Origin of the sequence: Methanosarcina sp., from assembly GCF_035390745.1 — an archaeon.
Classification (GTDB): Archaea; Halobacteriota; Methanosarcinia; order Methanosarcinales; family Methanosarcinaceae; genus Methanosarcina.
This window is the reverse complement of the sequence record NZ_DAOOUJ010000040.1, coordinates 1-23,526: the sequence shown is the minus strand read 5'-3', so window position 1 is coordinate 23,526 and position 23,526 is coordinate 1. Positions and strand designations below refer to the sequence as shown.

Below are 23,526 nucleotides of genomic sequence, written 5' to 3'. Positions count from 1 at the left end.
ATGGCAGCGGAAATCATCAACGGAGAAAAGGTTATAAGAAAGCCAAAAGCCCTGTACTCGGACTATCCCAGAAAAGGGGGAGCAGCCTCAACAGCCACTCACTACTGCCCTGGCTGCGGTCACGGGGTTTTGCATAAGCTTATTGCTGAGGCAATTGACGACCTCGGGATACAGGACAGGACAGTTATGATAAGTCCTGTGGGCTGCGCTGTCTTTGCTTATTATTACTTTGATACCGGCAATATCCAGGTAGCTCACGGGCGTGCCCCTGCAGTAGGGACAGGCGTCTCAAGGGCTGAAGAAAACGCTGTTGTTATTTCATATCAGGGCGACGGAGATCTTGCTTCAATCGGACTGAACGAGACCATGCAGGCAGCAAACAGAGGAGAAAAGCTTGCAGTCTTTTTCGTAAATAATACAGTTTACGGCATGACAGGCGGACAGATGGCTCCCACGACTCTTATAGGGGAAAAGACAACCACAACCCCTGAAGGACGCGACCCGAGATTTGCAGGCTATCCGATTCATATGTGCGAACTCCTGAACAACCTGAAGGCTCCCGTTTTTATCGAAAGAGTTTCGGTTTCGGATATCTCCCATATAAGGAAAGCCAGAAAAGCCATTCGAAAAGCACTTGAAATCCAGCGCGACGGTAAAGGCTACGCTTTTGTGGAAGTCCTTGCAGCCTGCCCGACTAACCTCAGGATGGATGCAGAGCAGGCTGCCAGATTCATAAACGAAGAAATGGAAAAGGAATTCCCGCTCCAGAACTTCAGAGACAATTCCGAATCAGCAGAGCCTCTTCACCGCGGAATCAGTGATTTCACAACCGAAGCCCTTGAGAAGCTTTACGGAATTGAAGCGGAAGCCGGAGAAAAACCTGTTAGATCTGACTTTGCTCCAATCCAGACCAAGATTGCAGGCTTCGGAGGGCAGGGTGTTCTGAGTATGGGGATTGTCCTTGCACAGGCAGGGGTTAAAGCAAACCTCAATGCTTCCTGGTTCCCATCCTACGGACCGGAACAGCGCGGAGGGACTTCAAACTGTTCGGTAGTGATTTCAGGCCAGTCCATAGGTTCTCCTACGGTTTATACCCCTGATATTCTGATAGCCATGAACCGCCCCTCTCTGGAAAGATTCGAAGGAGCGGTAAGAAAAGGAGGCTTTATCCTCTACGATTCAACCATAGGAGAAGCCGAAACTCCGGCAGGCGTGAAAGCTATTGCAGTCCCGGCAACAGAAAAAGCCAAAGAAGCAGGCGATGAAAGAGCTGCAAATTCCTTTATGCTCGGTGTTTTGCTTGGTTTGAATGCGACAGGGCTTGAAGAAGAAGCCTTTAAAGAAGCTCTTGCAGAAAACTTTGCAGGCAAACCCAAGGTTATTGCTTTCAACCAGCAGGTACTCGAAGCCGGTGCACAGTGGGCAAGAGAAAACGTAAAATTATAAAGCTGGCAGATAAGCATCAATCAGAAGTGAGAAATTCCATAATAAGCAGGCGGGAGATTCCTGCTCGCCTGTTAATTTTTTTAGTTCTCTGGTCCTATCTGTCTACTGATCAGCAGTCAATCTTTAACGTCCTGAAGCTTGAATTTGGCTGCAAAGCCTGTTGAATTTCATTTTGTACATCTACTGCTTATAGTCCTTCGATTTTCCGTTAACTGATGACCTTCTGGTTTGCCTGTCTTCTATAATTTCTAATTCCCAATCCGACCAATAAGTAAAGAATTGAAGTAATAATTCCAATGATTGGTGAAATAAGAATTTCTTTTCCTGCTGTAATGCTGATAAAACCTGATATAACTAAAGGGTTTATCAGCGAATCTTCTACCATATGCAATACGACACCCGGCCAGATAGATTGTGTTACCCTGTAAAGCTCAATAAACATCACCGACCAGAGTATCAATGTTATAATCATAAAAATGGAAATTACGGCTCGGCTGGCAGGCAACACTGCCTGAATATCGGTTTCGGGCAAAAATACCAGAAAATACGGGATATGCCAGATTCCCCAAACACCGCCAACCGTGAGATATATCTTCCAATCATTAAAGTTTAATTTGACGAGCCGTGGAGTTAGATAACTGAACAAAGGGGTCCCATCAAAAATATTTTTAATAAAATTAAATAACAGAGTACCGGAAAATACCAGAACTAAAGGTCCAAAATCGAAGCTTGATAGGTCAATCCAATTTGTTATAACTCCGATTATCAGAACAATTGCTGTTACAACAGGAAAAACCAGAGCAGCAATAAAGTACCATTTTATATTTCCTTTGAAATTCGGATTGAAACCAAGATCTTTCCAGCTGCTCTTTGAGAATAAAGTGATTGCAATTGCAGCCAGCATAGGTGATACCAGCCATATCCCCATACCAGCAGAATCACCTTTGGGTTGCTCAGTAAGGGCAGAGTCTACAAGAACGCCTATCCACCCGCTGAGAATAACAATAAGAATAAACACAACAACATTGCGAACAACTTTTGTGCCCATATATACCTCACATTTAGCAGATATAAAATGCTCTTTATTACGAAATATCTTTCTATTGAAACTTTATTGCGATATTGTAACCAAATTAAGTATGTAGCTAAAAACTGGGCCGTGGGATCGGTTGCTGAAAACCGCAAACAGAACGGTTGTTTTAATTCAGGAAAAGAAGGCAGATTCGCCAGTTTTATCAGGATTACTCAATAACTCACAGACAGCATTTTTTACTTCCTGCTGGGAAACTAATTAAGGAAAATAAGGGATTTAGGAACGGTCATAAGGTTTATAAAAAATAAGGACATTGTAAAATTCAGCAAACCTCTTATTAAATTAATTAGAAAGTAATTGTATGTAAGAATTAATTAAAAACCAATTTCAAATTCGTTTAGTTTAGAAATAGATGGTAGGGTTCGAGTCCCTATTCTCGATATCCCTACCTGCGATCCAACCCTGAATTGAGAGGAAACCCTATTGCTCTCAATCCATGCAGATCCCATAATGCTGTTGAAATATATATCGTAATCGATCAAAAAAAGTTTTTGTAATATGAAATTTGTCTGTCTTCCATATTTTTGTTAGAGTTGTAAGTTTTAATGATATTGGAAAAATAATTTTAGACAGAATAGTATAAATTGTTTATTATTAAAAACTTTAAAAATTAATAAAAATTGCTCTCTGATATTACTTTCCAGGCTTTCCACATGATAACAAATTTCTGGAGTACGAAACCCTTGAGGCGGGGTTCAGTCTCAGATGACAGAAAAGACGGCAGAATTAGAACTCATAAAACCCTGAAGCCGTCTTCATGATCATTTTTCTGTGAAACCGGCAGGTTGGAAGCAGATAAGTCTATGCCTATATAAGGTATATCCAGTGAGCAATCATAAACTTTATTTAAAATAAAGACATTATAAAAAAGTAAGAATTAGTTCGAAAATTAGTTTGAAAGTATTGAATTTAGAAGTAGATGGTAGGGTTCGAGTCCCTATTCTCGAGGTCCCTACCTGCGATCCAACCCTGGATTGAGAGGAAACCCTGATACTCTCAATCTGCTTCCTTTTATAAGGACCCGATAATATATATCATAACCGACCCAAAAAACGTTCTTTAATTCAAATTTTCAAATTGGCTACATAGTTTGATCATAATTGAATTTTTAATGCAATTAAAAATTATAATGGTATTATATTAAACAATCAATAAAAAAGCAGCAATTAATAAGAAGTGGGGGGTAGGGGCCGAGTCCCTATCTCGGTGTCCCTACCTGCGATCCAACCCTAAGTTGAGAGGAAACCCTTTACTCTCAATCTACATCTGTTTTATAATCATGTAGACATATATATCATAACCGATTAAAAAAATCCGTGATGAGATATTTTTTTAATTTTATTGAAAATTTATTCATGATAGAAATTTTTAACAGCAACAAAATGGAGTGAATGTACCCTATTTGATAAAGCAATAAGCATTGTCCTGGAAATTGTTCACTTGGCTCAAAATTAGATCAAAAAACACATAAAAATTCGTTTAGCTTAGAAGTAGATCGTGAAATCCAGACCCCTGCCCCTGCGTTTGATCCTGATTCCCAATTCAGGAAGCTCAAATAGATAGAAGAAATTTCTTAAAGAATAAGCAGTAAATAGGGGCCTGTTTTCCTGGGCCCCTATGATGATCCAACCCCACAAGATTGAGAGAAAATCCTTTCACCCTCAACTTGTACCTTCTGTATGACTGCATAAAGATATAAATCCTAACCGGTTTAAAAAATTATTTGCCATTTGAAAATTTAATCTCAGAATACTTTTTGATATGTTTAAAAATTTTAAAAGGAAATAAATCATTTTCAGCGATATATAGAAAATGAAAATTGAATGAAAAGAGAAAAGAGGCAGGGTAATAAATACAGACCCTGCTCGAAAAAAATAGAAAGGTTACATGCCCTTCAGATAATGTACGACTTAAGAGGGGGAAAGCCGTTAAAATTAATGGAACAATAACTTTGAGTATAAGCTCCTGTTGTGAAAATATAAACACGGTTGCCTTCTCTCATTGTGTGAGGGAAAGAATACTTATGGTGCTCATAAAGTATATCCATGCTGTCACAGGTCGGGCCCGCAAGTATAACCTCTTCTGCACAGCCTTTTTTATCACAGTAGATTGGATATTTAATGCACTCGTCAAGTGTTTCGATAAGGCCGCCAAACTTCCCGATATCAAGATATACCCACTTGTACTGGTTAAACCTGGCTTTCTTTGATATCATAATGACTTCACTTACTATTATGCCGGCATCGGCAACCAGAGACCGTCCTGGCTCGATAAGGATCTCAGGAAGCTCTTCCCCAAAGTCTTCATGTAAAAAGCGGCGGATTTCCCGGGCATAAGTCTCAAGATCATGGGCCTGAGCCTGGTATTTTGCAGGAAATCCCCCTCCGAGGTTGATCATTTTCAGGTTGATTCCCTTTTCGGCTACTGCTTCAAAAAGATATTTACACTTTGCAATTGCATTGTCCCACTGCCCTATATCCCTCTGCTGAGAGCCGACATGGAAAGAAAGTCCGTAAGGTTCAAGCCCGAGCTTTTCAGCTTTTAAAATCAGTTTATATATCAGGTCAGGATGGGAGCCGAATTTTCTTGAAAGTGGCCAGTCCGCGCCGTCACTTTCTGTGAGGATCCTGAAAAAGACTCTGGAACCTGGAGCTCTTCTGGCTAATTTTCTCAAATCGCTTTCAGAATCCGTAACAAAGAGCCTTACTCCGTTATTATAAGCATAAGCTATATCTTTTTCTTTTTTGATCGTATTCCCGTAACTTATCCTTTCAGGTTCCACCCCGAGTCTTAACAACTGGTCAAGCTCATAGATGGTTGCAACATCAAAATTGGAACCTTTTTTCTTCAGTGCAAGCACTACCTTATCCATAGGATTTGCCTTAACAGCATAGTGAATTTTTGCAAAAGGCATGTGCTCTACCAGTTCGTCGTAGCTTCTTTCTATCTTTTGAAGGTCAACGATCAAAAACGGTGTTTCTTTATCCCGCGAGAATTTTTTAATTTTGTTAAATTCCTCTTTTGAGAGGTAATCTTCAAGCGGAAATTCATAAGGCTCTTTTCTCATATCTACTCCCTTTTTTTAACCTGATTGACTTGTAAGCAAAATTGACAATAGTTATGATTTATATTTAGGCAGTTCTGTTTATAAATTTTTAGTCTATTGCAGATTCATTTTAGCGGGGGAATTTATAATTAATAATATAGATAATCCCTGAAATAAAACGAATCAAATAGGGTTTTAGGTATATAAAACTAATTCTTGTTGAATATCCAGACCCAAAAACAACTAAAATCTAAAAATATTCATTATAAATAGTCATATTTTGGAAAAAAGTATAATTAAGTTTTTTTAAGCAATTAAAATTACATATATGCTTTTTTATTTGATTAAAAGCATTTAAAGTCAATATATCAGCATAAACCCCTTTAGAAACGCTGATATATTCTGAAAAAATACATGAATCTTTTAAACTTGAAAAACGGGCTTTACGAGAGAAAAGAATAAAAAAACCTTTTTTAAAGAAATAAACTTAAATCAAGATAAGATTTCAATCTTAAATAGATAAAAAACCAAAAATAAGAGTTTTTCCATCAGGATGCTCTGGTCATATTTCAGCAAACTATAGAAATATGTTTGCGTATTTATAATAATTAACGGCAAGAATACTATAATGAGACTTTTACAAATAATCATATCTTCAAAGTTTCAGAGGGCTTTTTCCGGGTCATGAGCAGCACTATGATTAACCCTGCTGCCAGAAGGAAGAAACCGTAAGCCATAATCTCCAGGCTTATCTGAGAAAAAAGAAAAACAGCAGATAATGCGCCGAGAAATGGGAACAGAGGCAAACGCCCTATGCAGAAAGGAACTCTGAAAGGCCGCCTTCTTTCAGGCTCTGTGTAACGGAGCTTTATAAGGGAAATATTGACCATAAAAAAAACAATAAAAATCATAAAATTCGCAATATTTGCTACAGTTGTTATGTCTCCAAGGAGAACAAAAAGAAATGATATGAAGACGACTCCGAAAATTGCAATCCAGGGAGTTCTGAAACGGGGATGTACGCGTGCGAATGCCTTAGGAAGCGAACCCGAATCTGCCATGCCGTAAACGATTCTCGACCCTCCAAGCATAACCACAAGTGCGGTATTCATTGTGGAAAAAAGAGCAATCCAGGACAGGAGGACAAAAGCATCATTTCCAAGAGCTACAGCTGCGACATCTGCAAGCGGAACTTCCGAGAGCCCTAAAACCCGAAAATCAAGGACACTTACAGCGGCCACAGCCACGCAGACATAAAGGAAAACGGTAAAGGAAATGGCAATAAACAGAGCTTTTGGGGTTGTTTTCTCTGCATCTTTTGTCTCCTGGGAAAGCCTTACAATATCTTCAAAACCTAGAAATGCAAAAAAAATCAGGGCAGAAGCTTGAAACAGCCCTGCAAGGTCCGGAGTCTCAAAATAGTTTACATCTCCAATATGAGGGAGCCCTGCGTAAATAATTAACAGGAGCCCGGAAAGCTCTATAAGGCTGATAAAAACAGCCAGACGGGCAGATTCCCTGATACCGTAGACCATGACAGGACAGAGGAAAAGAAACAGACCAATTACCCCGCCTGAACTTCCAACTTCAAAAAGCTTGCTGAAGTACTTTCCAAACCCTATGGCGACAGCAGAACTCGTTATTGTCACAAAATAGACAACAAGAAGCCCCGCAAACAGTCCCATACGTTCTCCAAAAGCTCTTTTTACAAACTCATACTCTGCTCCCGCCCGCGGATACATAGAAGAAAGTTCCATATAGCTGAAAGCAGAAAGTGCGGCAGTAATCCCTGCAAACAGAAAAGAAAACCAGACAAAATTGCCTGCAAGACCTGCAGCTTTTCCCATAAGCACGTAAATTCCGGCTCCGAGAATATTGCCAATTCCGATCAATGTAATCTCTGCTAAACTCAGTTCTCTTTTTAATTCGGACTTCTCTTCCACCAGTACACTCCCTGCCCTTAACAGAGTTCAGAACTATAAAAATAACTGAAAAGCATCAGTCCCCAGAAAAAAAACTATGGTTACATTTAAAAACGTTGCTTAAATAAATTAATATGTCGTTTTTCTGGAAAAGCAGACACTGGCAGGATTAAAATTTTCAGCGCCAATTTTTCAATATGCAGCTTCTTGCAGAAATGATAGTTTATGGCAAGAACTTAAGATTATATTCTGATTAATTCTTCATTTTTTCAGCAAGTTGCCTGCCGATCTCTTCAATTTTCTTTAGATCTTCGTCTTTTGCCCTGCCTTTAACCTGATGGGTCCCTACAATCTCCATGCTTGAAGGGGTCAGGATGTCACCTGCCTGCCTCAATGCGCCTCCTCCCCATCCAAATGACCCGAGCACAACTCCATACCTGGCTGGGGGCTTGAGCGCTTTTACAAGGTAAGTACCGTACAGGGCGAGCGGGTGCATGCCTGCAAGCACTGTAGGGGCTCCGAGGATAATGGCCCGTGAATCAACCAGTTCTCTGGCAACATCCCCTATGTCTGAGACTGCAAGGTCGTACATTCTCACATCAATGCCTTCTTTAAGCAGGGTTTCTGCAATTACACTTACCATCTCTCTGGTAGAGCCCCACATGCTCACATAGACAATAAGAGCTTTATTTTCAGTTCCCCCCGCAGTCCATTTTGCATAGGGCTCAAGTATCCTTTCAGGGTTTTTGTAGATAGGCCCGTGGCTTGGGGCAATAATTTCTATATCAAGACCCTTTATCTTTTCAAGCGCCTTCGCACCCATCTTACTAAAAGGCATCATGATTTCCCCATAGTAGCGTTTTGCCAGGAGGATAAGGTCTTCCACATCTTCGTCATAAACTCCCTGCGCAGTATGAGCCCCGAAAAAGTCGCATGGGAAAAGGACTTTATCTTCGGGCAGGTATGTGAACATGGTTTCAGGCCAGTGGAGCCAGGGCGCTTCTATAAAGCGGAGAGTCTTTCCCCCCAGGTCAAGGCTGCCCCCTTCAGCAACAACTTTTACCCGACCTTCAGGAAGCTCATGATAGAGACCTGCCATTTTCATCCCTCTCTCCGTGGTGACAAGAACGGATTCAGGCGCCCTGTCCATAATATAAAGGATAGCACTGGAATGGTCAGGCTCAGCGTGGTTCATGATCAGATAATCCAGCTTTTTCAGGTCTGAAACAAGGTTTATCTTTTGTTCAAACTCCTCTTCAAATCCGGGGTTCACGGTATCAATAAGTGCTGTTTTCTTTTCACCCTTTACAAGGTAAGCGTTATAGCTTGTCCCCTGAGGCAGAGGGATCAAAGCATCAAACATCCTGCGGTTCCAGTCCTTTACCCCAACCCAGAATACGTTCCGGGCTATTTCTGGAATATTATAGTTTTCCATATCTATATCCCCTTTTCAGTGCCGGTTAAAAGAAACAAAACAGGAAAGTTGAGACCCAGATTATCGCTCTCATCCGACAGCTTTTATAATCAGTCTATATGTATTTGTCCAATATATGTATTAGCTGCATTTGTCTGATACATGTACAGGAGTGAGTTTCTAAAAAGGATAATATTTGTGCACTAAGAAACGTGCAGTCTACCAATATCTTTTTTTAGGATACCGCTGTTATAAAAAACAGGAAGGAAAGAAAAGCTTATATAGACAGCAGTAAGTTATCTTCTTCCTAGCAGGCCATAATTCACAAATTTATGATTAATGTGGGAATACGAGAGCCTGAAATATTCAGTATTGAATTGAGGCTTTGATACTCGAATATACTACAACCATAAAGAAGGGATATTTATGAAAGCATCATCAATAGAACTTAGTCCAAATAAGCTGGTGCAGTATCTCAATAAACCAGCAAGCGAATTCACCAAAGAAGACATTATAAAGTTCATCAAGGAAAACGGCATTAAGATGCTTAACTTCCGCTACATTGGTGGAGATGGAAGACTTAAAGCCCTCACCTTCGTGATTAGAGATGAGGAACACCTTGACAATTTACTTTCCGCTGGCGAAAGAGTAGATGGATCAAGTCTTTTTACATATATTGAGGCAGATTCAAGCGATCTCTATGTCCTCCCTAAATACAGGACCGCCTTCGTAAATCCTTTTGAAGAAATCCCAACTCTGGATATCCTCTGTTCCTACTTCGATAAGGACGGAGCCCCATTAAAAAGCGCGTCTGAGACCGTCATGAAAAAAGCTTGCGAGGTCCTGACCGAGAAGACAGGCTACGAGCTCCAGGCAATGGGCGAGCTCGAATACTACATCATCGCCAACAAAGATGAAGTCAACATGAATTTCCCGGCTGTTGACCAGAGAGGGTACCACGAGTCGAATCCTTTCACCAAATTTGATCAGCTCAGAAAGGAAGCAATGATGTTCATTTCCGAAGCTGGCGGAAAAATTAAGTACGGGCACTCTGAAGTAGGAAACTTCACAGACGACAAGTACTACTACGAGCAGAACGAAATCGAATTCGAGACCACAACACCAGAAAACTGTGTAGAGAGTCTGCTTGTTGCAAAATGGATGCTCAGAATGCTTGCCGACCAGTACGGTGTAATCGTCAGCTTTGCCCCGAAGATCACTGTAGGTAAAGCCGGAAGCGGGCTGCACGTCCACATGAAGCTCCTGAAGGACGGAAAGAGTGTCATGGTCGAGAACGGTAATGTTAGTGACACTGCAAAACGTGCAATGGCCGGTCTTCTTGACATCGCAGCAGGAATTACTGCTTTTGGAAACAGAATCCCAACATCCTACCTCCGCCTCGTTCCTCACCAGGAAGCTCCTACCAACATCTGCTGGGGAGACAGGAACCGCTCTGCTCTGGTCCGTGTGCCACTTGGCTGGTTTGCTGAAGAGTCCAGCAGGATGATAGCAGTCGCCAACCCGAACTACAATGACGAGTTCAAGAGCCACAGCTACAAGTCAACCTTCGAATTCCGTGCAGCAGACCCTTCAGCTGATCTTTACCTCCTTCTCGCATCATTTGCTGTAGGTATCCGCCATGGATTTGAAATGGACAACGCTCTTGAAGTTGCAAAGAATCTTTACATCGGCGTGAACATTTTCAAGGAAGAGCACAAAGACAGGCTTGCTCAGCTTGAACACCTGCCTGCTTCCTGCTACGAGTCTGCTCAGGCCCTTAAGAAACTCAAGGACATTTTCATGGAATATGATGTCTTCACCGAAGGCATGATCAATGACAATGTGAAATACCTTGAAGGCCTTAACGACTACCAGCTCAGTGAGAGACTCTACGGCAAGAACGAAGAAATCAGGAAACTTGTGGAAAAATACATCCACATTGGATGATATCGAAACGACTTTAAACAACCCCTTTTCTTTTTTTCACGAAAAAAGCAGGGCTCTGTCTGTCATAAAGCAGGGCCCTGTAAAAAACGAATTTCCTCCTTATTCTTGCAGTTTTTCTTACATATGATTATGTTTTAATCTGCTGGGACGCAAAAAATAGTTAGATGGTTTTTTGATTGAAAGAAAACAATTTTAAGTTGAAAACTCCCGAATTCAGACCGGAATGGTCTTAAATATCTTTCTAAACCATAACTGCAAAAATTGAATGTGATGAATAGCTGAGATATCATTAAGGCAGAGCAATGAATACTCCATGACTCTATCACTATTTCCTGATTATTCCTTATCCCTTATCTTAACAGCTGTCCCGTATGCAAGCATCTCGGCTGCTCCTGCCATTACCATGGAAGTCATGAATCTTACATTTACCACGGCATCAGCTCCCATCTTCTCGGCATCCATCACCATACGGTTGACTGCCTTCTCCCTTGCCTCTTCAAGCATCTCGGAGTATTCTGTCAGTTCTCCCCCCACGAGGCTTCTCAGACCTGACATGATATCCTTGCCAATATGCTTGGCCTGAATTGTACTGCCGCGAGCCATTCCAAGGGTTTGTATAATCTCCTTTCCTGCTATCATATCCGTGGTTGCGATTATCATATACTCACCTGGTATCCTCTTTCAGTTTCTTATCCTCAAACTCACTTTTTCCTTTATCGGGGTCAATAAAACCAGTACTATACCTGCCACAATTGCTCAGATGGGCACTTAAAGTACCGAGAGGCATTTCTCAATAAGAAATATATAGTTCGTGTCAAGCATCAGGGAGAAACCAATGACTGACAGTCCTGTAAAAGGATTTTTCAGTGATGTACTGCTGTTCATAAGAACATCCCTTCAAACAAAGCTGGAAGTGCTTAAAGAAGCCAGTTTGAGAATGCATAAACACAGATACATATCACTTTCTTTATATTTATAGACACGTCACTTTCTTTATATTTATAGACACGTTTCATTCAGCGACTTCCCCTGTAAGGGCATGGCTTAAAAGAAAAATCTTGAAGAAAACAGACGAAATAAAAGAAAGTTCGAACTATTCCAGGTTAAAGAATGGATAAAAAACTTAAATATTAAACTATATTGTCAGTCATTATATTGGCTACCGTACCAGGTTGATTTTAGATACTGCAAGAAAATATTAATTACTTTGTAAAACATAGCTTAATGTAACTGCTCTCAAAAACCTGCATCCTGATCACATCTGCGGAATCTGGAATGCGTATTAAACTCTTTTTGGTGAATTTAACAATGCCTGGTCCAGTAAAAGATAACCCGCAAAATAGACCACCTGATGATAACTGGAGAAATACGTTATATACGATAATATTTGAAGCAGATACACCTGCTGGAAAGCTTTTTGATGAGATCCTGATCATTACCATTCTGCTGAGTGTTATCGTCGTTATGCTCGACAGCGTAAGGGAGATTGCGGCTTTATATGATAATCTGTTTTATTCCCTAGAATGGATTTTTACAATAATGTTTACAGTGGAATACATTTTGCGCCTGATCTGCGTTGGCCGCCCAATCCGGTACGCAACAAGTTTTTTTGGGATCATAGACCTTATAGCAATTCTTCCGACATATTTTAGTCTCTTTTTGCCAGGCAGCGAGTACCTGCTGGTAATCCGGAGTTTACGGCTTCTCAGGATTTTCAGGGTGCTCAAGCTTGTCCAGTACCTTGGTGAAGCTGATCTTTTGATGAGAGCTTTACGCGCAAGCCGAAGAAAAATAACCCTGTTCCTTTTTACTGTTTTAAATCTGGTGGTAATACTGGGTTCCCTGATGTACGTTATCGAAGGCGGGCAGAATGGGTTTACAAGCATACCAACGAGCATTTACTGGGCAGTTATAACACTTACAACGGTTGGATACGGTGACATAGTCCCCGGGACAGGTATGGGACAGGCAGTGGCGACAGTTGTTATGATAATAGGTTACAGCATCATAGCGGTCCCAACAGGTATAATCACATCCGAGATTTCCTACGCAAGCAGGTACTCTAAAGGAAGGGTATGCCAGAACTGCAGTTTTGAGGGGCATGACAGCGATGCAAAGTTCTGCAAGCGCTGCGGGTCCAAATTGTAAGCCCCATATAAACCTTATATTTGACCGGCTGTATCATCTGTTTTCGGCAGTCTTTCGTATTCTGGGGTTGGTTTTATCTATCTGTACGAATTCTAAAGGCAATTGTTTTTGAACGAAATTGTTTCTGAACGAAAGTCCAGAATAGATTCAGGATAAATTCAGAAGAAAACCGGACTGATCCGACAATGATAGATATAGATCCAGAAAATGCGAATAATTCAAAAATCACAATCATCTGTTCTGCCCCTGACCTTGCCAGCCAGAACATCAAAACCCATCTTTTGAACCTGAAAAAATGGAAAAACCTGGAGCTTCCGCTAGAATCAGGATTCTCGGCAGCCAGAGAATCAACAGACGGGAAGTTCAGGCTTGTGGATATAGAGGAGATTCACGTCTTTCAGGACGGGCTTGACAGGAAACTTGAAGCAGCAGGATTTCCAGCTTCTCTTATAATCTTTGCTTCCAAACACAGGAGCAAAGAAGAGATCAATTCTTTAACCGTGCACTGCACAGGAAACCCTTCAGGAGAAGCAAGGCTTGGAGGGCACCCCAGACAGCTTGCAGTATCTTCCCCTGCTGCCATGAAATCAATCCTCAAGGAAATGAAGCGGCAGGTCGAAAAAAAGAGCCTCAAATACGATGTTACCCTTGAAGTGACCCACCACGGCCCGACCGAACTCTCTGTCCCGTCCATCTATGCCGAAATCGGCAGCACTGAGACTCAGTGGAAAGATCCCGAAGCTGGAGAGGTCGCTGCAAAAGCTATCCTTGCGGTTTCCCTTGAAAAAGTGCCTGCAGCCGTTGGTTTCGGGGGCGGGCATTATGCAATGCGCCAGACAGGTCTTCTGCTCGAAACCAGAATCTCTTTCGGCCATAATTTCCCCAAATACCAGTTAGAATTCGTGGACGAAGCCCTTGTGAAGCAGGCAGTTGAGAAATCCGGTGCTGAATTTGCTTATTTTGACCGGAAGTCCATGAAAAGCGAAGACCGGAACAGAATCTCTGAAATCCTTGAAAAGCTAGGGCTCAGAGTTTTAAAAGAATCTGAAATCCGGGAAAAATACGGCATAGAGGATTAATTCGGAGAATTAAAGGCTCAATTCATCAAAAATATGTAATGCAGGTGCATCCGAATGTACACGGCAGTGTACCGCCTTTTAAGACAAAATTTCAGCAACAGGTGGGAACTTAATGCTCATCAGTGATATGTCTCCCATTCTCCTCCGGTTCCTTTTTGGCGGGAGTGCGGTTGTAGCTTCCAGATTGATTGCACAGAGTTTCGGAGGAAGGCTTGGAGGTATTTTTGCAGCTTTTCCAGCCGTATACCTGGCAGCAGTTGTGGGACTGAGCATGGAATACGAAGGCAGTGAACTGCTTTTTGTTTCCGAACAGCTCTCAAAAGGTGCTCTTGTGGGGATGGCAGCAGACATTTGCTGTGCCCTTGCAGCCAGTTACTTTATCCTTAAATACGGGTGGAAAACAGGCCTGAGCCTGTCTCTTCTTTTCTGGGCTGTACTTGCCCCTCTTATTTACTTTATGTGGTTCGGGTTCTGAAAAAAAACAAAACTGAAAACCGGGAAAAAAGCAATAAGAGATAAAGGAAAAAATAAAGGAAAAAATAATTAATACAGGTAAAAACCAGATGCATCAGGAGTATTTTTATGAAACTTGATTTCCGGGATCTTGGGATAAGGTTTGTTTTCGGAGGCACAGCGGTTGCTGCCTGTTATGTCCTGCTTCAGTACCTTCCTTCAAAGTCCTTTGCAGGTGTTTTTGCTGCTTTTCCGGCGGTAATGGCTGCAGCCATAATAATGGCAGGACAGTTCGGAAATTCCAAACAGGCAGCAGACATTGCCCTTGGAGCCAGTGCAGGAATGCTCGGCTGCGCTGTTTGTGTTCTCACTGCTGCTTTTTGCATGGAACACCTTAACCGGTGGAGCCTGTCACTGGCAATAGCCCTTATTGTCTGGTTTTTCAGTTCATATGCAGCAATTATACTGATGCAGGGCATTCTCGATAGAAGAAAAAGAAAAGAAAACAGCAGGGAAAAGGCGTTTTAACATTCAGGCTTCGAAAAAACTTCAAAATTTTTTTCCTTTCTTCTAAACTTGCCTGATTTTGAAATTAAGTTACTGTTTATTATCTCATTGCTTAACTTATTGTTTTATTCGCATAGGTTCTCCGCAGCATGTTATGTTGCCGGTACAGCAAGTATCAGTTGCACAGCAGGCTTCTCCACATGCATTTACAACCTTAAGTTCAAATCCGCACTCATCACAGACAAGAACCTGGCCCTCTCTTAATTCACTGCAGTTCATTCATATCCACCCCAATTTTTTTGATAGAAAAGTATGTAACTCAGGTTAAAACTGCTTTTGAAACAATGATTCTGAAAACAGTTCTATGAACTGGACAGTTATATTAACCCGATCTAAAAAAGCAGAAAAAAGATAATAGAGAAGGCAGATCGAACTTCTGCCTTCATTTAAGGTTAAAAATCTTATTCGACCCCTCTGGAAACTGCGAATTCTGCGCCAGCACCAATTCCTGAGGAGACCGGATGCTCCTTAAAAATCCTGTATACTCTGAGAAGCAGATATCCCGAGAGTAAAAATGCCAGAAGATCCGAGATAGGATAAGCTGCCCAGACTCCATCCAGCTCGAAATAGCCAGGAAGGATAACAACAAGCGGGATCAGGAAAAGTACCTGCCTGCTGAGGGAGAGAAGGAAAGAAGGTCTTGCTTTTCCCAGAGCCTGGAAAACTGTCATCGATACTACGTTTAAGCCAATCAAAGGCATCCCAAGGAGCATAATCCTTACGGCATGTTTCCCAACATCAAGATATTGAGGGTCGGCACTGAAAAGCCCGAGTATCTGCCCCGTGAAGAGATAAATCATAATTAAGCCAAAGGTACCGAATGACATTGTTGCCATAAGAGTCAGTTTTACAGCTTCAGCTATCCTTCCGAACTGCTTTGCTCCATAATTATATCCTACGATGGGCTGCAGGCCAAATGCCATTCCCAGGAGGGGCAGGAAGATAAAGGAATTAACTTTAATAATTGTGCCAAAAACAGCAATTGCAACATCTCCTCCATAGGTTGCAAGGGCATTGTATACGAAGATCATCATGACACTGGCTGAGACCTGCATAACAAAAGACCCGACTCCTATGGACCCGATTTCTTTCACAATTTTTAGATCAAGTTTCATGTATCTGGATTTAAAGTGCACAGCTCCTTTTCCTTTAAGGCAGTACTGCAGCAGCCAGACCGAACTTACTGCCTGGGACAGCACGGTTGCGGTCGCAGCTCCCTGAACGCCCATCCCGAAGCCAAACATTAAAATCGGGTCAAGAATAATATTGAGACCGGCACCTATAAGCATTGCATTCATTGCAAGCCGTGCATTTCCTTCAGCTCTAACAATGTTCTGAACAGCTACTCCGAAGACAAAGAATATTGCTCCTAAAATTATGTATTCAAGATATTCAACGGCATAGGGCATAATTCCGGGAGTGGCACCGAATATTCCAAGAATAAGATCCAGGAAAAGAAGGCAGGGAACTGCAATAAGTATGCTGAGTATCAGACTGAGGGAAAAAACGTTTCCAAGAGTTCTCTCGGCTTTTACCAGTTCTTTTGCTCCAAGGGCACGCGAGATGATTGAAGACCCTCCCGTGCCGAGGACAACTCCAAAAGCCATGATTATCATCTGGATCGGAAAAGCTATCGAAAGACCGCCTATTGCCTGGACACTTTCCGTCCCATATGCCTGTCCCACGAAAAATGTGTCCACAACGTTGTAGAGAGCCTGCACTAACATTCCGATGATAACAGGAGTTGAAAGTTTGAACAGGAGCTTCCCGACATTCTCTTTTCCTAAAAATTCACTTTTTTCTTCCATATTTATGCTTCCATATCGTTTTTATTTCGCATCACTTTGCCTGTTCTGACCTCGCTGTCCGAATCCCGGATCACAGAGTTTAAATGCAGCCTTGTTGACAAGCAGCCTGAAAATTTTCTTCTCTTCCGGCGTGAAATCTGAAAGGAGAGTATCAAGGAAAGAAATCAGCTTCTCAAGGATTATTTCTCTCATTTCCTTTCCTTTTTCAGTCAGGTAAACCCTGTAAGCCCGGAGGTCGTTTTCGTCCCTTTGCCTGTACACATACCCCTCTTTTTCCAGGTTCTGGATCGCCCTTGTGCTTGTTGCTTTGCTTACCTTCAGCAGTTTTGCAAGGGTTTCCTGAGAGATGCCGTCTTTCCGGTACAGAACCATCAGGAAATCAAATTGTCCGCTCCCGATCCTGTAAGCTTCGAGTTCCTTTGCCATGTATGCCAGATGGCTTCTATATATGTGGGCTATCGGGCCGCAGATCTCTCTTGGGTCTTCCATAATTCATCCTCCTTTTTTATAAGCTGGAGGCCGGTTTTGAATAAAGTGGTTAATAAATGCTTTATAAGTCGTTTCAAGTGAAACTAATCCCATCGCCTCTGTAAGGCTTTGATATATATAATGGTTATGGAGAAAATTAAAAAAGAACAGCAAATCATGTGAGTCTTCAAGAGCAGATGGGGGAAGAACCGAATTTTCAGGACTCATGAGAAAAAATATGGAGGAAAAATATTATCCTGAAAACAGAATACCTCCTCAATTCTAAATCTTAAATATTTGACTGAGTATTTATCTGGCTGATAATTTCCTTTGCTTCAGTAATCATATAATCCGCTTCAGTAGCTGAAATCCTCCTGCATTTGCTCATTTTCTCAACGAGATTAATGAAGGATTCAAGTGTGCAAATGGCTTTTGTTGAGATTCCAGTCGTTAATATTGCACAAGGCTAAATTCCAAACTTTACAACTTCTAACCATTCATATAAGCTGTATCACCAAAGTCTCTAACAATTAACATTTTATCAATTGTAACTGTTCAGAAGTGTAAAGATCAAATTGATTTGAAGATGCATGGAAAGGCTGGCTTATGTGTGACAGCGATTTTGCTCGTAGAGATATTGGGATAATGGAAGCTGAGGATGGAAATTATTTCAATCCGGTTTCAATCATAGCTACAAAGTTATGATTCAAAACCTGACTTTCAGGCAGGATAACGACAGAGTTTCAAGAAAAATGATAGGGTTTTCAAAAGCCAAAGAGAACACATCAAAGAATTAAATATAGGAAATGAAACTAAAAAGAGGGTAGAAAAGGAAAAGAGGGCTCAAATATTCCTTTTCAGTTCAGGTCCGAGTTCTTCGTTTTCTCTGACAAGCTTCCCTTTTGTGAAATGGTAGATTGCAAGCTCGCCTGTGGAGAACCTTACTTCCCTTATACCCTCGTCGGAAACGCCTTCAATGTACTTAACAAGAGCCCTCAAACTGCTCTGGTGGGCACAGATAAGCACATTTTTCCCGCCTTCCAGGGCAGGCATTACATTTTTCTGGAAATAGGGAACTGCGCGCTCGTAGACGGCTTTTAAGCTTTCTCCGTCCGGAGGGCCCGGTTCAAAATTCCAGCGCCAGCGGGAAATCTGTTCAGCACCGTATTTTTCTTCCATTTTCTGCTTTTTCCTGCCCTGGAGCTGCCCGTAATAACGTTCGTTCAAAGCAGAGGTTGTATAAATGGGAATAAGATCTTCACCAAGTTTTTCGGGATATGAATACCAGTTAGTCTTTTCCGAACTCTTTTGGGCTTCTGTTTCTTCGTGGATGATGACCCCTGTTTTTTTCTGGCCCGAGATTATGATAAAAAGGGTTTCCTGTGTTCGGGCAAGGCCTGAAGCAAAAGCAATGTCTATCTCTATGTTTTCAAGAGCTTTCGCACATTCAAGAGCTTCCTCAATCCCTTTTCTGCTGAGCGGGATGTCAATCCAGCCCGAAAGCCTGTCATCCGGCTTCAAACCAGGCTCTCCGTGCCTGACAAGTATAAGATGACCCGTAGTTATCACCCTGTAAAATAATACTGACACATTCGGTAATACTGACGCGTTAATGGTTCTTATTCCCTTTTATGGCCCTTTTATTACCGGCACAAAATCAAGTTTTGTATTGTGCAGAAGGTGCCACAGGTCGCTTTTTTCATGCATCCTTTCAGCATCGATTGCGGACCCATTGCCCTGAATTTCAAATCTGATGCTCTGTTTCCCATATGTAACGTCTCCCAGCTTGCTTTCCATCCGGCTGTAGTCCAGGGCGTCAGCAATTCTCACAAGGGCAGCTACTTTCAGGGTAAGGGCCTGGAGATCTTCAGGCATGTCTCCAAACTCTTTTTCGTTAAGTTTTTTGAGTTTCTTTTTCCCTATCTTCTTTTTGTGCAGGAAAGCCGTCCAGGCAACAACCTGCCATAATTTCTCCGGCAGATTGGCAGGAGGGTGCAGGAGAAGGATATCCCTTCCCGCTTTATGGTGTTTTTCCAGATCCGTAGCTACTCCTGCATCATGGACAAGAGCTGCGATTTCCACAAGCTTTCGGAACTGAGGGCTGAGCCCGTGAACCGGAGCAAGGATATCAAAAAGCTCGAGCACATTCCGTGCCACATTGTCTGCATGGCTGCGTTCAATTCCGTACCTGTGGTAAAGGGCTTCAAGATCAAGGGGCTCGGGAGAAGGTTTTTCTTTACTCCCCGAGGTACTGTCCCCTGAAGGTATTCCGCTGCTGTTCACCAAATCCCCCTTCTGCCTTTTTTATGTACTCCTGTATACGCAATAAAGCCATTTATTCTACTCTTTCTGTGACTATTAAATATAAAAATTTATTTAAGAAGAATAATTTCATCCCAGAAAATCCTGTCAGAGAGCCGGCTGATTACTGAAATATTATATATAATGTCTGGACTCTTAATAAACAATGGTCAAAATCAGCTTCAAGCAGGGAACTATTCTCATTAAAGGCAATGTCAGGGTTCCTAATTCAGTGTGGGATGAAAGGAGCGGAAGTTTCAGGGCTCCTGCAATGTACTACAGGGATATTATCAAATACATGAAAGAGTCCGGCATAGGATTTGAAGATTCTGTACTTGACCTCCTTCCCTGTCCTGACCTGGCAGCAGCGTACGAGGCTTCGGGAAAGAAGCTGAAATTAAGAGACTACCAGGCAGAAGCTCTTATTTCGTGGGGGGAAAATGAAAAATGGGGGGTTATCGTCCTGCCGACAGGAAGCGGAAAGACTTTAACCGGCATCCGGGCAATTTCGGGCTGCAATACCCCTTCCCTTGTAGTTGTCCCGACTCTTGACCTGCTTGAACAGTGGAAGAGAGAGCTTGAAGAAGCCTTTTCGATGGAGGTCGGAAAGCTTGGTGGAGGGGAAAAGAAAATTCTACCGGTAACGGTTTCCACTTATGACTCTGCCTATATCCACGCAGAAACACTTGGGAACAGGTTCGGCCTCATTATTTTTGATGAAGTTCATCACCTTCCCGCATCCGGTTACAGGAGCATTGCCGAGTTTTCCGCAGCTCCCTGCAGGCTCGGTCTTACAGCCACATACGAAAGGGAAGACGGGCTGCATACTGAACTCAACAGGCTCGTGGGGGGAAAGGTTTACGAGAAAAAGGTCTCGGAACTTGCAGGCGGACACCTTGCCCCTTATACGATAAAAAGGATTAATGTGGCGCTCACCGGTGAAGAACAGAAAGAGTATGAGAAGAACTATTCCATATTCCTTGACTACCTCCGAAAAACAGGCATGATAATGAGAAGCCCCCAGGACTTTCAAAAACTGGTGATGAAAAGCGGGAGAGACCCTGAAGCCAGAAAAGCCCTCCTTGCAAGAAACACAGCAAGGGACCTTGCCTTTAACAGCGATTCAAAAATTGATAAATTGAGAGAAATCCTGGCGCAGCACAGGGAAGATAGAGTATTCATCTTCACGGAACACAACAGGCTTGTGCACCGTATTTCCAGTATATTTCTTATTCCTGCGATCACTTACAGGACTCCTTCAAAAGAAAGGAACTCCATTCTCGAAAAGTTCAGGCAGGGCAGGTACAGGGCTGTTGTTACCTCAAAAGTGCTTGATGAAGGAATCGATATCCCGGAAGCAAATGTGGGAATTATAGCAAGTGGGACAGGCAGTAAAAGGGCATATGTCCAGCGCCTTGGAAGGATCCTGAGAAAAAAAGAAGGAAAGGAAGCAGTGCTCTACGAAATCATAGCCGAAGAAACCACTGAAACAGGAACTGCAAGGAGACGAAAAGAGGCTGTCTCAAACCGAAAAGAGACTGGAAATCGAAAACAAACTGGCAAGGCAGAAAATGATGGTTCAGGAGGCAGGAATGCTAACATCTGACCTCCTTGTAACCCGCGTATCCAGAGGAAAGATAAAGCCGGCATACGCAGATTTTGGCTCCGAAAACCTTGAACTTGCAGAGCTTCTAATAGAGACCTTCAGGCAGCACGTCGGTAAAACTTACGGTGATCTCCTCGCAGAACTTGAAGGGTATGAGGAGATGAACTACCGTTTTATCCGGGGCCTTTCCCAGCTTCTCGGAAGGCGGGCTGTGGTCGAGACCGCTTCGGCTGTTGACCCTTCCAGAGCCAGGGAAGCTGCCTTTGAAGCCTGCGGGAGTATGGCTCTTTTTCCTGCCGAAAGAATGGAAGCCTTGCAAAAGGCTGCAAAAAATCTCTCGATTTCAGTTCAGGATCTTGAAAAATCCATGTGGGCAGACCTTGAGGAAAACCAGATCCTTAAAGAGTTTAATCCTCCTGCCCCTGCAGAACTCCTCAGGCAATATAATATCTCCCTGACCCAGACCCTGCTTTTGCGCGCAGTTGACCTGGATATCTGGATCACGGGCGGTTTTCAGAGAGTTCTCTGGAAGATCCTCAGGTCAGGGCTTATGTATTCCCTTGAGGATATGCAGGAAAAAGAAGGCGGAAAAAAAGAAAGTAAAAGAATAGATGAAACCAAAGGAACTGAAAAAATAAAAAGCGTTCACCTCCACCTTGACGGCCCGGCATCGCTTTTCAGAATGTCGGAACGATATGGAAATTCTTTTGCAAAACTCTTTCCTATTCTCCTGAGATCAAAGGGATGGAGATTGAAGGCAGGAATTCTGCACAAAGGGTATCAGGGAAAGAGAATCCTCGAATTTTCTCTTGACGGCTCTGAAGAAGCTTTCAGGTTCATACCCGAAGCTGCCGGCTATTCTGAAGGAGTTTCTCCAGATTTTCAGCTTGCCGAAGAAAAGGAAGGGTATAAAACAGGAGTTAGAGCCGGAGCCAGGAACAGGACAGGGTTTGCAGAAACGGAAACCGGAATTAAGGAAGCAGAAACAGATGCTGAAAGTGAAGCTTTTGACAGCACTTATGAGCAGCAGTTTGCAAACTTAAGTTTCGGGGGCTGGGAAGCAAAAAGGGAGCCTGCGATACTGAGAGCAGGCAGGTTCGCTTTTGTTCCGGATTTTTCCCTGCAGAAAAACGGGATAAAAGTTTATGCAGAAATTGTTGGCTTCTGGACTCCCGAATACCTTAAAAAGAAAACCGAAAAACTCAAAGAGGTAAAAGAACCTGTTATTCTCCTTATTGACAGAAAGCTCAAATGTTCCGAAAAAGATTTTCCTGCTCAGGACGTGATTTTTTTTGACAGGAAGATTCCTGCAAATGAGGTTACTCAGGTGCTCAGAAAATACGAGGAAAAAAGGCTTGCAGAAGACAGGTCAAGGCTGAGTGAAACAGAAATCCCTCTTTCAGGGGAACTTATCAGCCTTGAAAAAATCGCAGCCGAAAAAGGTGTTATGCCCGGAGCTTTGAAGGAAGTGCTCGCCGAAAGGCTCGCATTGGCTGAGGATTACGTTCTGCTTGAAAATTATGTGCTTGGACAAAAGTTCCTGAAGAGCATTGACCATGAACTTGAAAAGCTTGGAGCTGCCTGCACATATGCTGATGCAGTAAAAATCTTTCAGGGTTTCGGGCTTGATGGCAGCCTCTATTACCCTGTACTCGAACACCTGGGGTATAAGGTTATCTGGACAGGGCTCAGCGAGGAAAATGCAAAGGTTAAAAAAGCTTAAGACGGCTGAACTGCAGAACCTCATTCATTACCAGATTTTAAACTCGTTTACCCTGAATATCAGGGTCACTATTAGCGATAAGAAAGAAGAGATGCATTGCAATTACAGCACATGAGGAAAAGCTGGTGCGAGTTTACTTAAGCCCCGTTTCAAAGAAGGCATCTGTGACACTCGCACTCTCTGAATGGTGGGGTTCAAACCTCAATTCCGTCCAGTTTTACGATGAAGTTTACCTCTACTTTTGAAACGTTGAGGTTTGCTTCAAGATCGTTTTCATATTCTGCAAGTAAATTTTTTATGGCAGTTTCTAACGAGTGTTTTAAGTCGGTAACGGTTTCATCCATCAAAATCGTTTTTTCTGCCTCAGTCAGGTTAGAAAGCGTCATTTAATCCCACTCCACAAGATTTGTTTTACGTTTTTCAATATTGCTTAATACTGTTACTGTTTTCAGTTTCTGTTTTTTAGTTTCTGTTTTTTAGTTTCTGTTTTTTAGTTTCTGTTTTT

20 protein-coding genes are annotated in these 23,526 nt (G+C 42.3%); 8 read left to right on the top strand and 12 right to left on the bottom strand.

From position 1 onward, the window contains the following. Window positions 1–1,446, top strand: coding sequence for a 2-oxoacid:acceptor oxidoreductase family protein (locus PLL47_RS10010; RefSeq protein WP_324446056.1), 1,446 nt, complete (start codon window positions 1–3; stop codon window positions 1,444–1,446). 208 nt (window positions 1,447–1,654) lie between these two features. Here PLL47_RS10010 and PLL47_RS10005 read toward each other — a convergent pair whose 3' ends face one another. The 4 genes from PLL47_RS10005 to PLL47_RS09990 form a co-directional block, all read right to left on the bottom strand. Continuing rightward, window positions 1,655–2,494, bottom strand: a complete 840-nt coding sequence (locus PLL47_RS10005; protein ID WP_324446055.1) for a CPBP family glutamic-type intramembrane protease — start codon at window positions 2,492–2,494, stop codon at window positions 1,655–1,657. Between the two features lie 1,939 nt (window positions 2,495–4,433). Continuing rightward, entirely contained in the window at window positions 4,434–5,606 is a 1,173-nt protein-coding gene (locus tag PLL47_RS10000; RefSeq protein WP_324446054.1) for a type III PLP-dependent enzyme, read from the bottom strand. A gap of 626 nt (window positions 5,607–6,232) precedes the next feature. Further along, window positions 6,233–7,528: an APC family permease gene (locus PLL47_RS09995; protein WP_324446053.1), complete on the bottom strand. Its 1,296-nt coding sequence runs from the start codon at window positions 7,526–7,528 to the stop codon at window positions 6,233–6,235. A 232-nt stretch (window positions 7,529–7,760) separates the two neighbouring features. Then, complete coding sequence (locus PLL47_RS09990; RefSeq protein ID WP_324446052.1) at window positions 7,761–8,942, bottom strand: FprA family A-type flavoprotein; 1,182 nt, start codon at window positions 8,940–8,942, stop codon at window positions 7,761–7,763. A 405-nt stretch (window positions 8,943–9,347) separates the two neighbouring features. Here PLL47_RS09990 and PLL47_RS09985 point away from each other — a divergent pair, with 405 nt between their 5' ends. Then, window positions 9,348–10,868, top strand: a complete 1,521-nt coding sequence (locus tag PLL47_RS09985; RefSeq protein WP_324446051.1) for a glutamine synthetase family protein — start codon at window positions 9,348–9,350, stop codon at window positions 10,866–10,868. Between the two features lie 336 nt (window positions 10,869–11,204). On the opposite strand, the gene PLL47_RS09980 is transcribed toward PLL47_RS09985, so the two are convergent. Together PLL47_RS09980 and PLL47_RS09975 are read right to left on the bottom strand one after the other, a co-directional pair. Further along, the gene (locus PLL47_RS09980; protein ID WP_324446050.1) at window positions 11,205–11,528 is read right to left on the bottom strand and encodes a YbjQ family protein; all 324 of its coding nucleotides are present in this window, start codon (window positions 11,526–11,528) and stop codon (window positions 11,205–11,207) included. Window positions 11,529–11,532: 4 nt separating this feature from the next. Further along, entirely contained in the window at window positions 11,533–11,655 is a 123-nt protein-coding gene (locus tag PLL47_RS09975) for a hypothetical protein (RefSeq protein ID WP_324446049.1), read from the bottom strand. 521 nt (window positions 11,656–12,176) lie between these two features. Between PLL47_RS09975 and PLL47_RS09970 the strand changes: the two genes are divergently transcribed. From PLL47_RS09970 to PLL47_RS09955, 4 genes are all read left to right on the top strand, one after another. After that, a complete protein-coding gene (locus PLL47_RS09970; protein WP_324446048.1) occupies window positions 12,177–13,016 on the top strand; it encodes an ion transporter in 840 nt (279 codons plus the stop codon). A gap of 185 nt (window positions 13,017–13,201) precedes the next feature. After that, complete coding sequence (locus PLL47_RS09965) at window positions 13,202–14,095, top strand: D-aminoacyl-tRNA deacylase (protein ID WP_324446047.1); 894 nt, start codon at window positions 13,202–13,204, stop codon at window positions 14,093–14,095. A gap of 112 nt (window positions 14,096–14,207) precedes the next feature. Then, the gene (locus PLL47_RS09960; RefSeq protein ID WP_324446046.1) at window positions 14,208–14,570 is read left to right on the top strand and encodes a DUF3147 family protein; all 363 of its coding nucleotides are present in this window, start codon (window positions 14,208–14,210) and stop codon (window positions 14,568–14,570) included. A 107-nt stretch (window positions 14,571–14,677) separates the two neighbouring features. Then, a complete protein-coding gene (locus tag PLL47_RS09955; protein WP_324446045.1) occupies window positions 14,678–15,076 on the top strand; it encodes a DUF3147 family protein in 399 nt (132 codons plus the stop codon). Between the two features lie 96 nt (window positions 15,077–15,172). On the opposite strand, the gene PLL47_RS09950 is transcribed toward PLL47_RS09955, so the two are convergent. The 5 genes from PLL47_RS09950 to PLL47_RS09930 all read right to left on the bottom strand — a co-directional run bounded on the left by PLL47_RS09950 (window position 15,173) and on the right by PLL47_RS09930 (window position 19,674). Continuing rightward, complete coding sequence (locus tag PLL47_RS09950) at window positions 15,173–15,334, bottom strand: hypothetical protein (protein WP_324446044.1); 162 nt, start codon at window positions 15,332–15,334, stop codon at window positions 15,173–15,175. Between the two features lie 182 nt (window positions 15,335–15,516). Beyond that, window positions 15,517–16,923 (bottom strand): MATE family efflux transporter, encoded by a 1,407-nt coding sequence (locus PLL47_RS09945; protein WP_324446043.1) that lies wholly within the window; start codon window positions 16,921–16,923, stop codon window positions 15,517–15,519. 21 nt (window positions 16,924–16,944) lie between these two features. After that, a complete protein-coding gene (locus PLL47_RS09940; RefSeq protein WP_324446042.1) occupies window positions 16,945–17,412 on the bottom strand; it encodes a MarR family winged helix-turn-helix transcriptional regulator in 468 nt (155 codons plus the stop codon). Between the two features lie 822 nt (window positions 17,413–18,234). Continuing rightward, window positions 18,235–18,981 carry a histidine phosphatase family protein gene (locus PLL47_RS09935; RefSeq protein WP_324446041.1) on the bottom strand — a complete coding sequence of 249 codons (747 nt, stop codon included), beginning with the start codon at window positions 18,979–18,981 and terminating at the stop codon, window positions 18,235–18,237. Between the two features lie 39 nt (window positions 18,982–19,020). Then, complete coding sequence (locus tag PLL47_RS09930; RefSeq protein WP_324446040.1) at window positions 19,021–19,674, bottom strand: HD domain-containing protein; 654 nt, start codon at window positions 19,672–19,674, stop codon at window positions 19,021–19,023. 184 nt (window positions 19,675–19,858) lie between these two features. Between PLL47_RS09930 and PLL47_RS09925 the strand changes: the two genes are divergently transcribed. Both PLL47_RS09925 and PLL47_RS09920 read left to right on the top strand, forming a co-directional pair. Beyond that, complete coding sequence (locus PLL47_RS09925; RefSeq protein WP_324446039.1) at window positions 19,859–21,298, top strand: DEAD/DEAH box helicase family protein; 1,440 nt, start codon at window positions 19,859–19,861, stop codon at window positions 21,296–21,298. Beyond that, entirely contained in the window at window positions 21,285–23,021 is a 1,737-nt protein-coding gene (locus PLL47_RS09920) for a DUF790 family protein (RefSeq protein ID WP_324446038.1), read from the top strand. Before PLL47_RS09925 ends, PLL47_RS09920 begins: the two co-directional genes overlap by 14 nt. A gap of 194 nt (window positions 23,022–23,215) precedes the next feature. Here the strand turns inward: PLL47_RS09920 and PLL47_RS09915 are convergent, their stop codons facing one another. After that, the gene (locus PLL47_RS09915; protein ID WP_324446037.1) at window positions 23,216–23,407 is read right to left on the bottom strand and encodes a hypothetical protein; all 192 of its coding nucleotides are present in this window, start codon (window positions 23,405–23,407) and stop codon (window positions 23,216–23,218) included. Between the last annotated feature and the right edge of the window lie 119 nt (window positions 23,408–23,526).

Bases quoted from the DNA above. Each gene is read 5' to 3' on its own strand.
- PLL47_RS10010 (WP_324446056.1), top strand. From the start codon at position 1: ATGGCAGCGGAAATCATCAACGGAGAAAAGGTTATAAGAAAGCCAAAA.
- PLL47_RS10005 (WP_324446055.1), bottom strand. From the start codon at position 2,494: ATGGGCACAAAAGTTGTTCGCAATGTTGTTGTGTTTATTCTTATTGTT.
- PLL47_RS10000 (WP_324446054.1), bottom strand. From the start codon at position 5,606: ATGAGAAAAGAGCCTTATGAATTTCCGCTTGAAGATTACCTCTCAAAA.
- PLL47_RS09990 (WP_324446052.1), bottom strand. From the start codon at position 8,942: ATGGAAAACTATAATATTCCAGAAATAGCCCGGAACGTATTCTGGGTT.
- PLL47_RS09985 (WP_324446051.1), top strand. From the start codon at position 9,348: ATGAAAGCATCATCAATAGAACTTAGTCCAAATAAGCTGGTGCAGTAT.
- PLL47_RS09980 (WP_324446050.1), bottom strand. From the start codon at position 11,528: ATGATAATCGCAACCACGGATATGATAGCAGGAAAGGAGATTATACAA.
- PLL47_RS09975 (WP_324446049.1), bottom strand. From the start codon at position 11,655: ATGCCTCTCGGTACTTTAAGTGCCCATCTGAGCAATTGTGGCAGGTAT.
- PLL47_RS09970 (WP_324446048.1), top strand. From the start codon at position 12,177: ATGCCTGGTCCAGTAAAAGATAACCCGCAAAATAGACCACCTGATGAT.
- PLL47_RS09965 (WP_324446047.1), top strand. From the start codon at position 13,202: ATGATAGATATAGATCCAGAAAATGCGAATAATTCAAAAATCACAATC.
- PLL47_RS09960 (WP_324446046.1), top strand. From the start codon at position 14,208: ATGCTCATCAGTGATATGTCTCCCATTCTCCTCCGGTTCCTTTTTGGC.
- PLL47_RS09955 (WP_324446045.1), top strand. From the start codon at position 14,678: ATGAAACTTGATTTCCGGGATCTTGGGATAAGGTTTGTTTTCGGAGGC.
- PLL47_RS09950 (WP_324446044.1), bottom strand. From the start codon at position 15,334: ATGAACTGCAGTGAATTAAGAGAGGGCCAGGTTCTTGTCTGTGATGAG.
- PLL47_RS09945 (WP_324446043.1), bottom strand. From the start codon at position 16,923: ATGGAAGAAAAAAGTGAATTTTTAGGAAAAGAGAATGTCGGGAAGCTC.
- PLL47_RS09940 (WP_324446042.1), bottom strand. From the start codon at position 17,412: ATGGAAGACCCAAGAGAGATCTGCGGCCCGATAGCCCACATATATAGA.
- PLL47_RS09925 (WP_324446039.1), top strand. From the start codon at position 19,859: ATGGTCAAAATCAGCTTCAAGCAGGGAACTATTCTCATTAAAGGCAAT.
- PLL47_RS09920 (WP_324446038.1), top strand. From the start codon at position 21,285: ATGCTAACATCTGACCTCCTTGTAACCCGCGTATCCAGAGGAAAGATA.
- PLL47_RS09915 (WP_324446037.1), bottom strand. From the start codon at position 23,407: ATGACGCTTTCTAACCTGACTGAGGCAGAAAAAACGATTTTGATGGAT.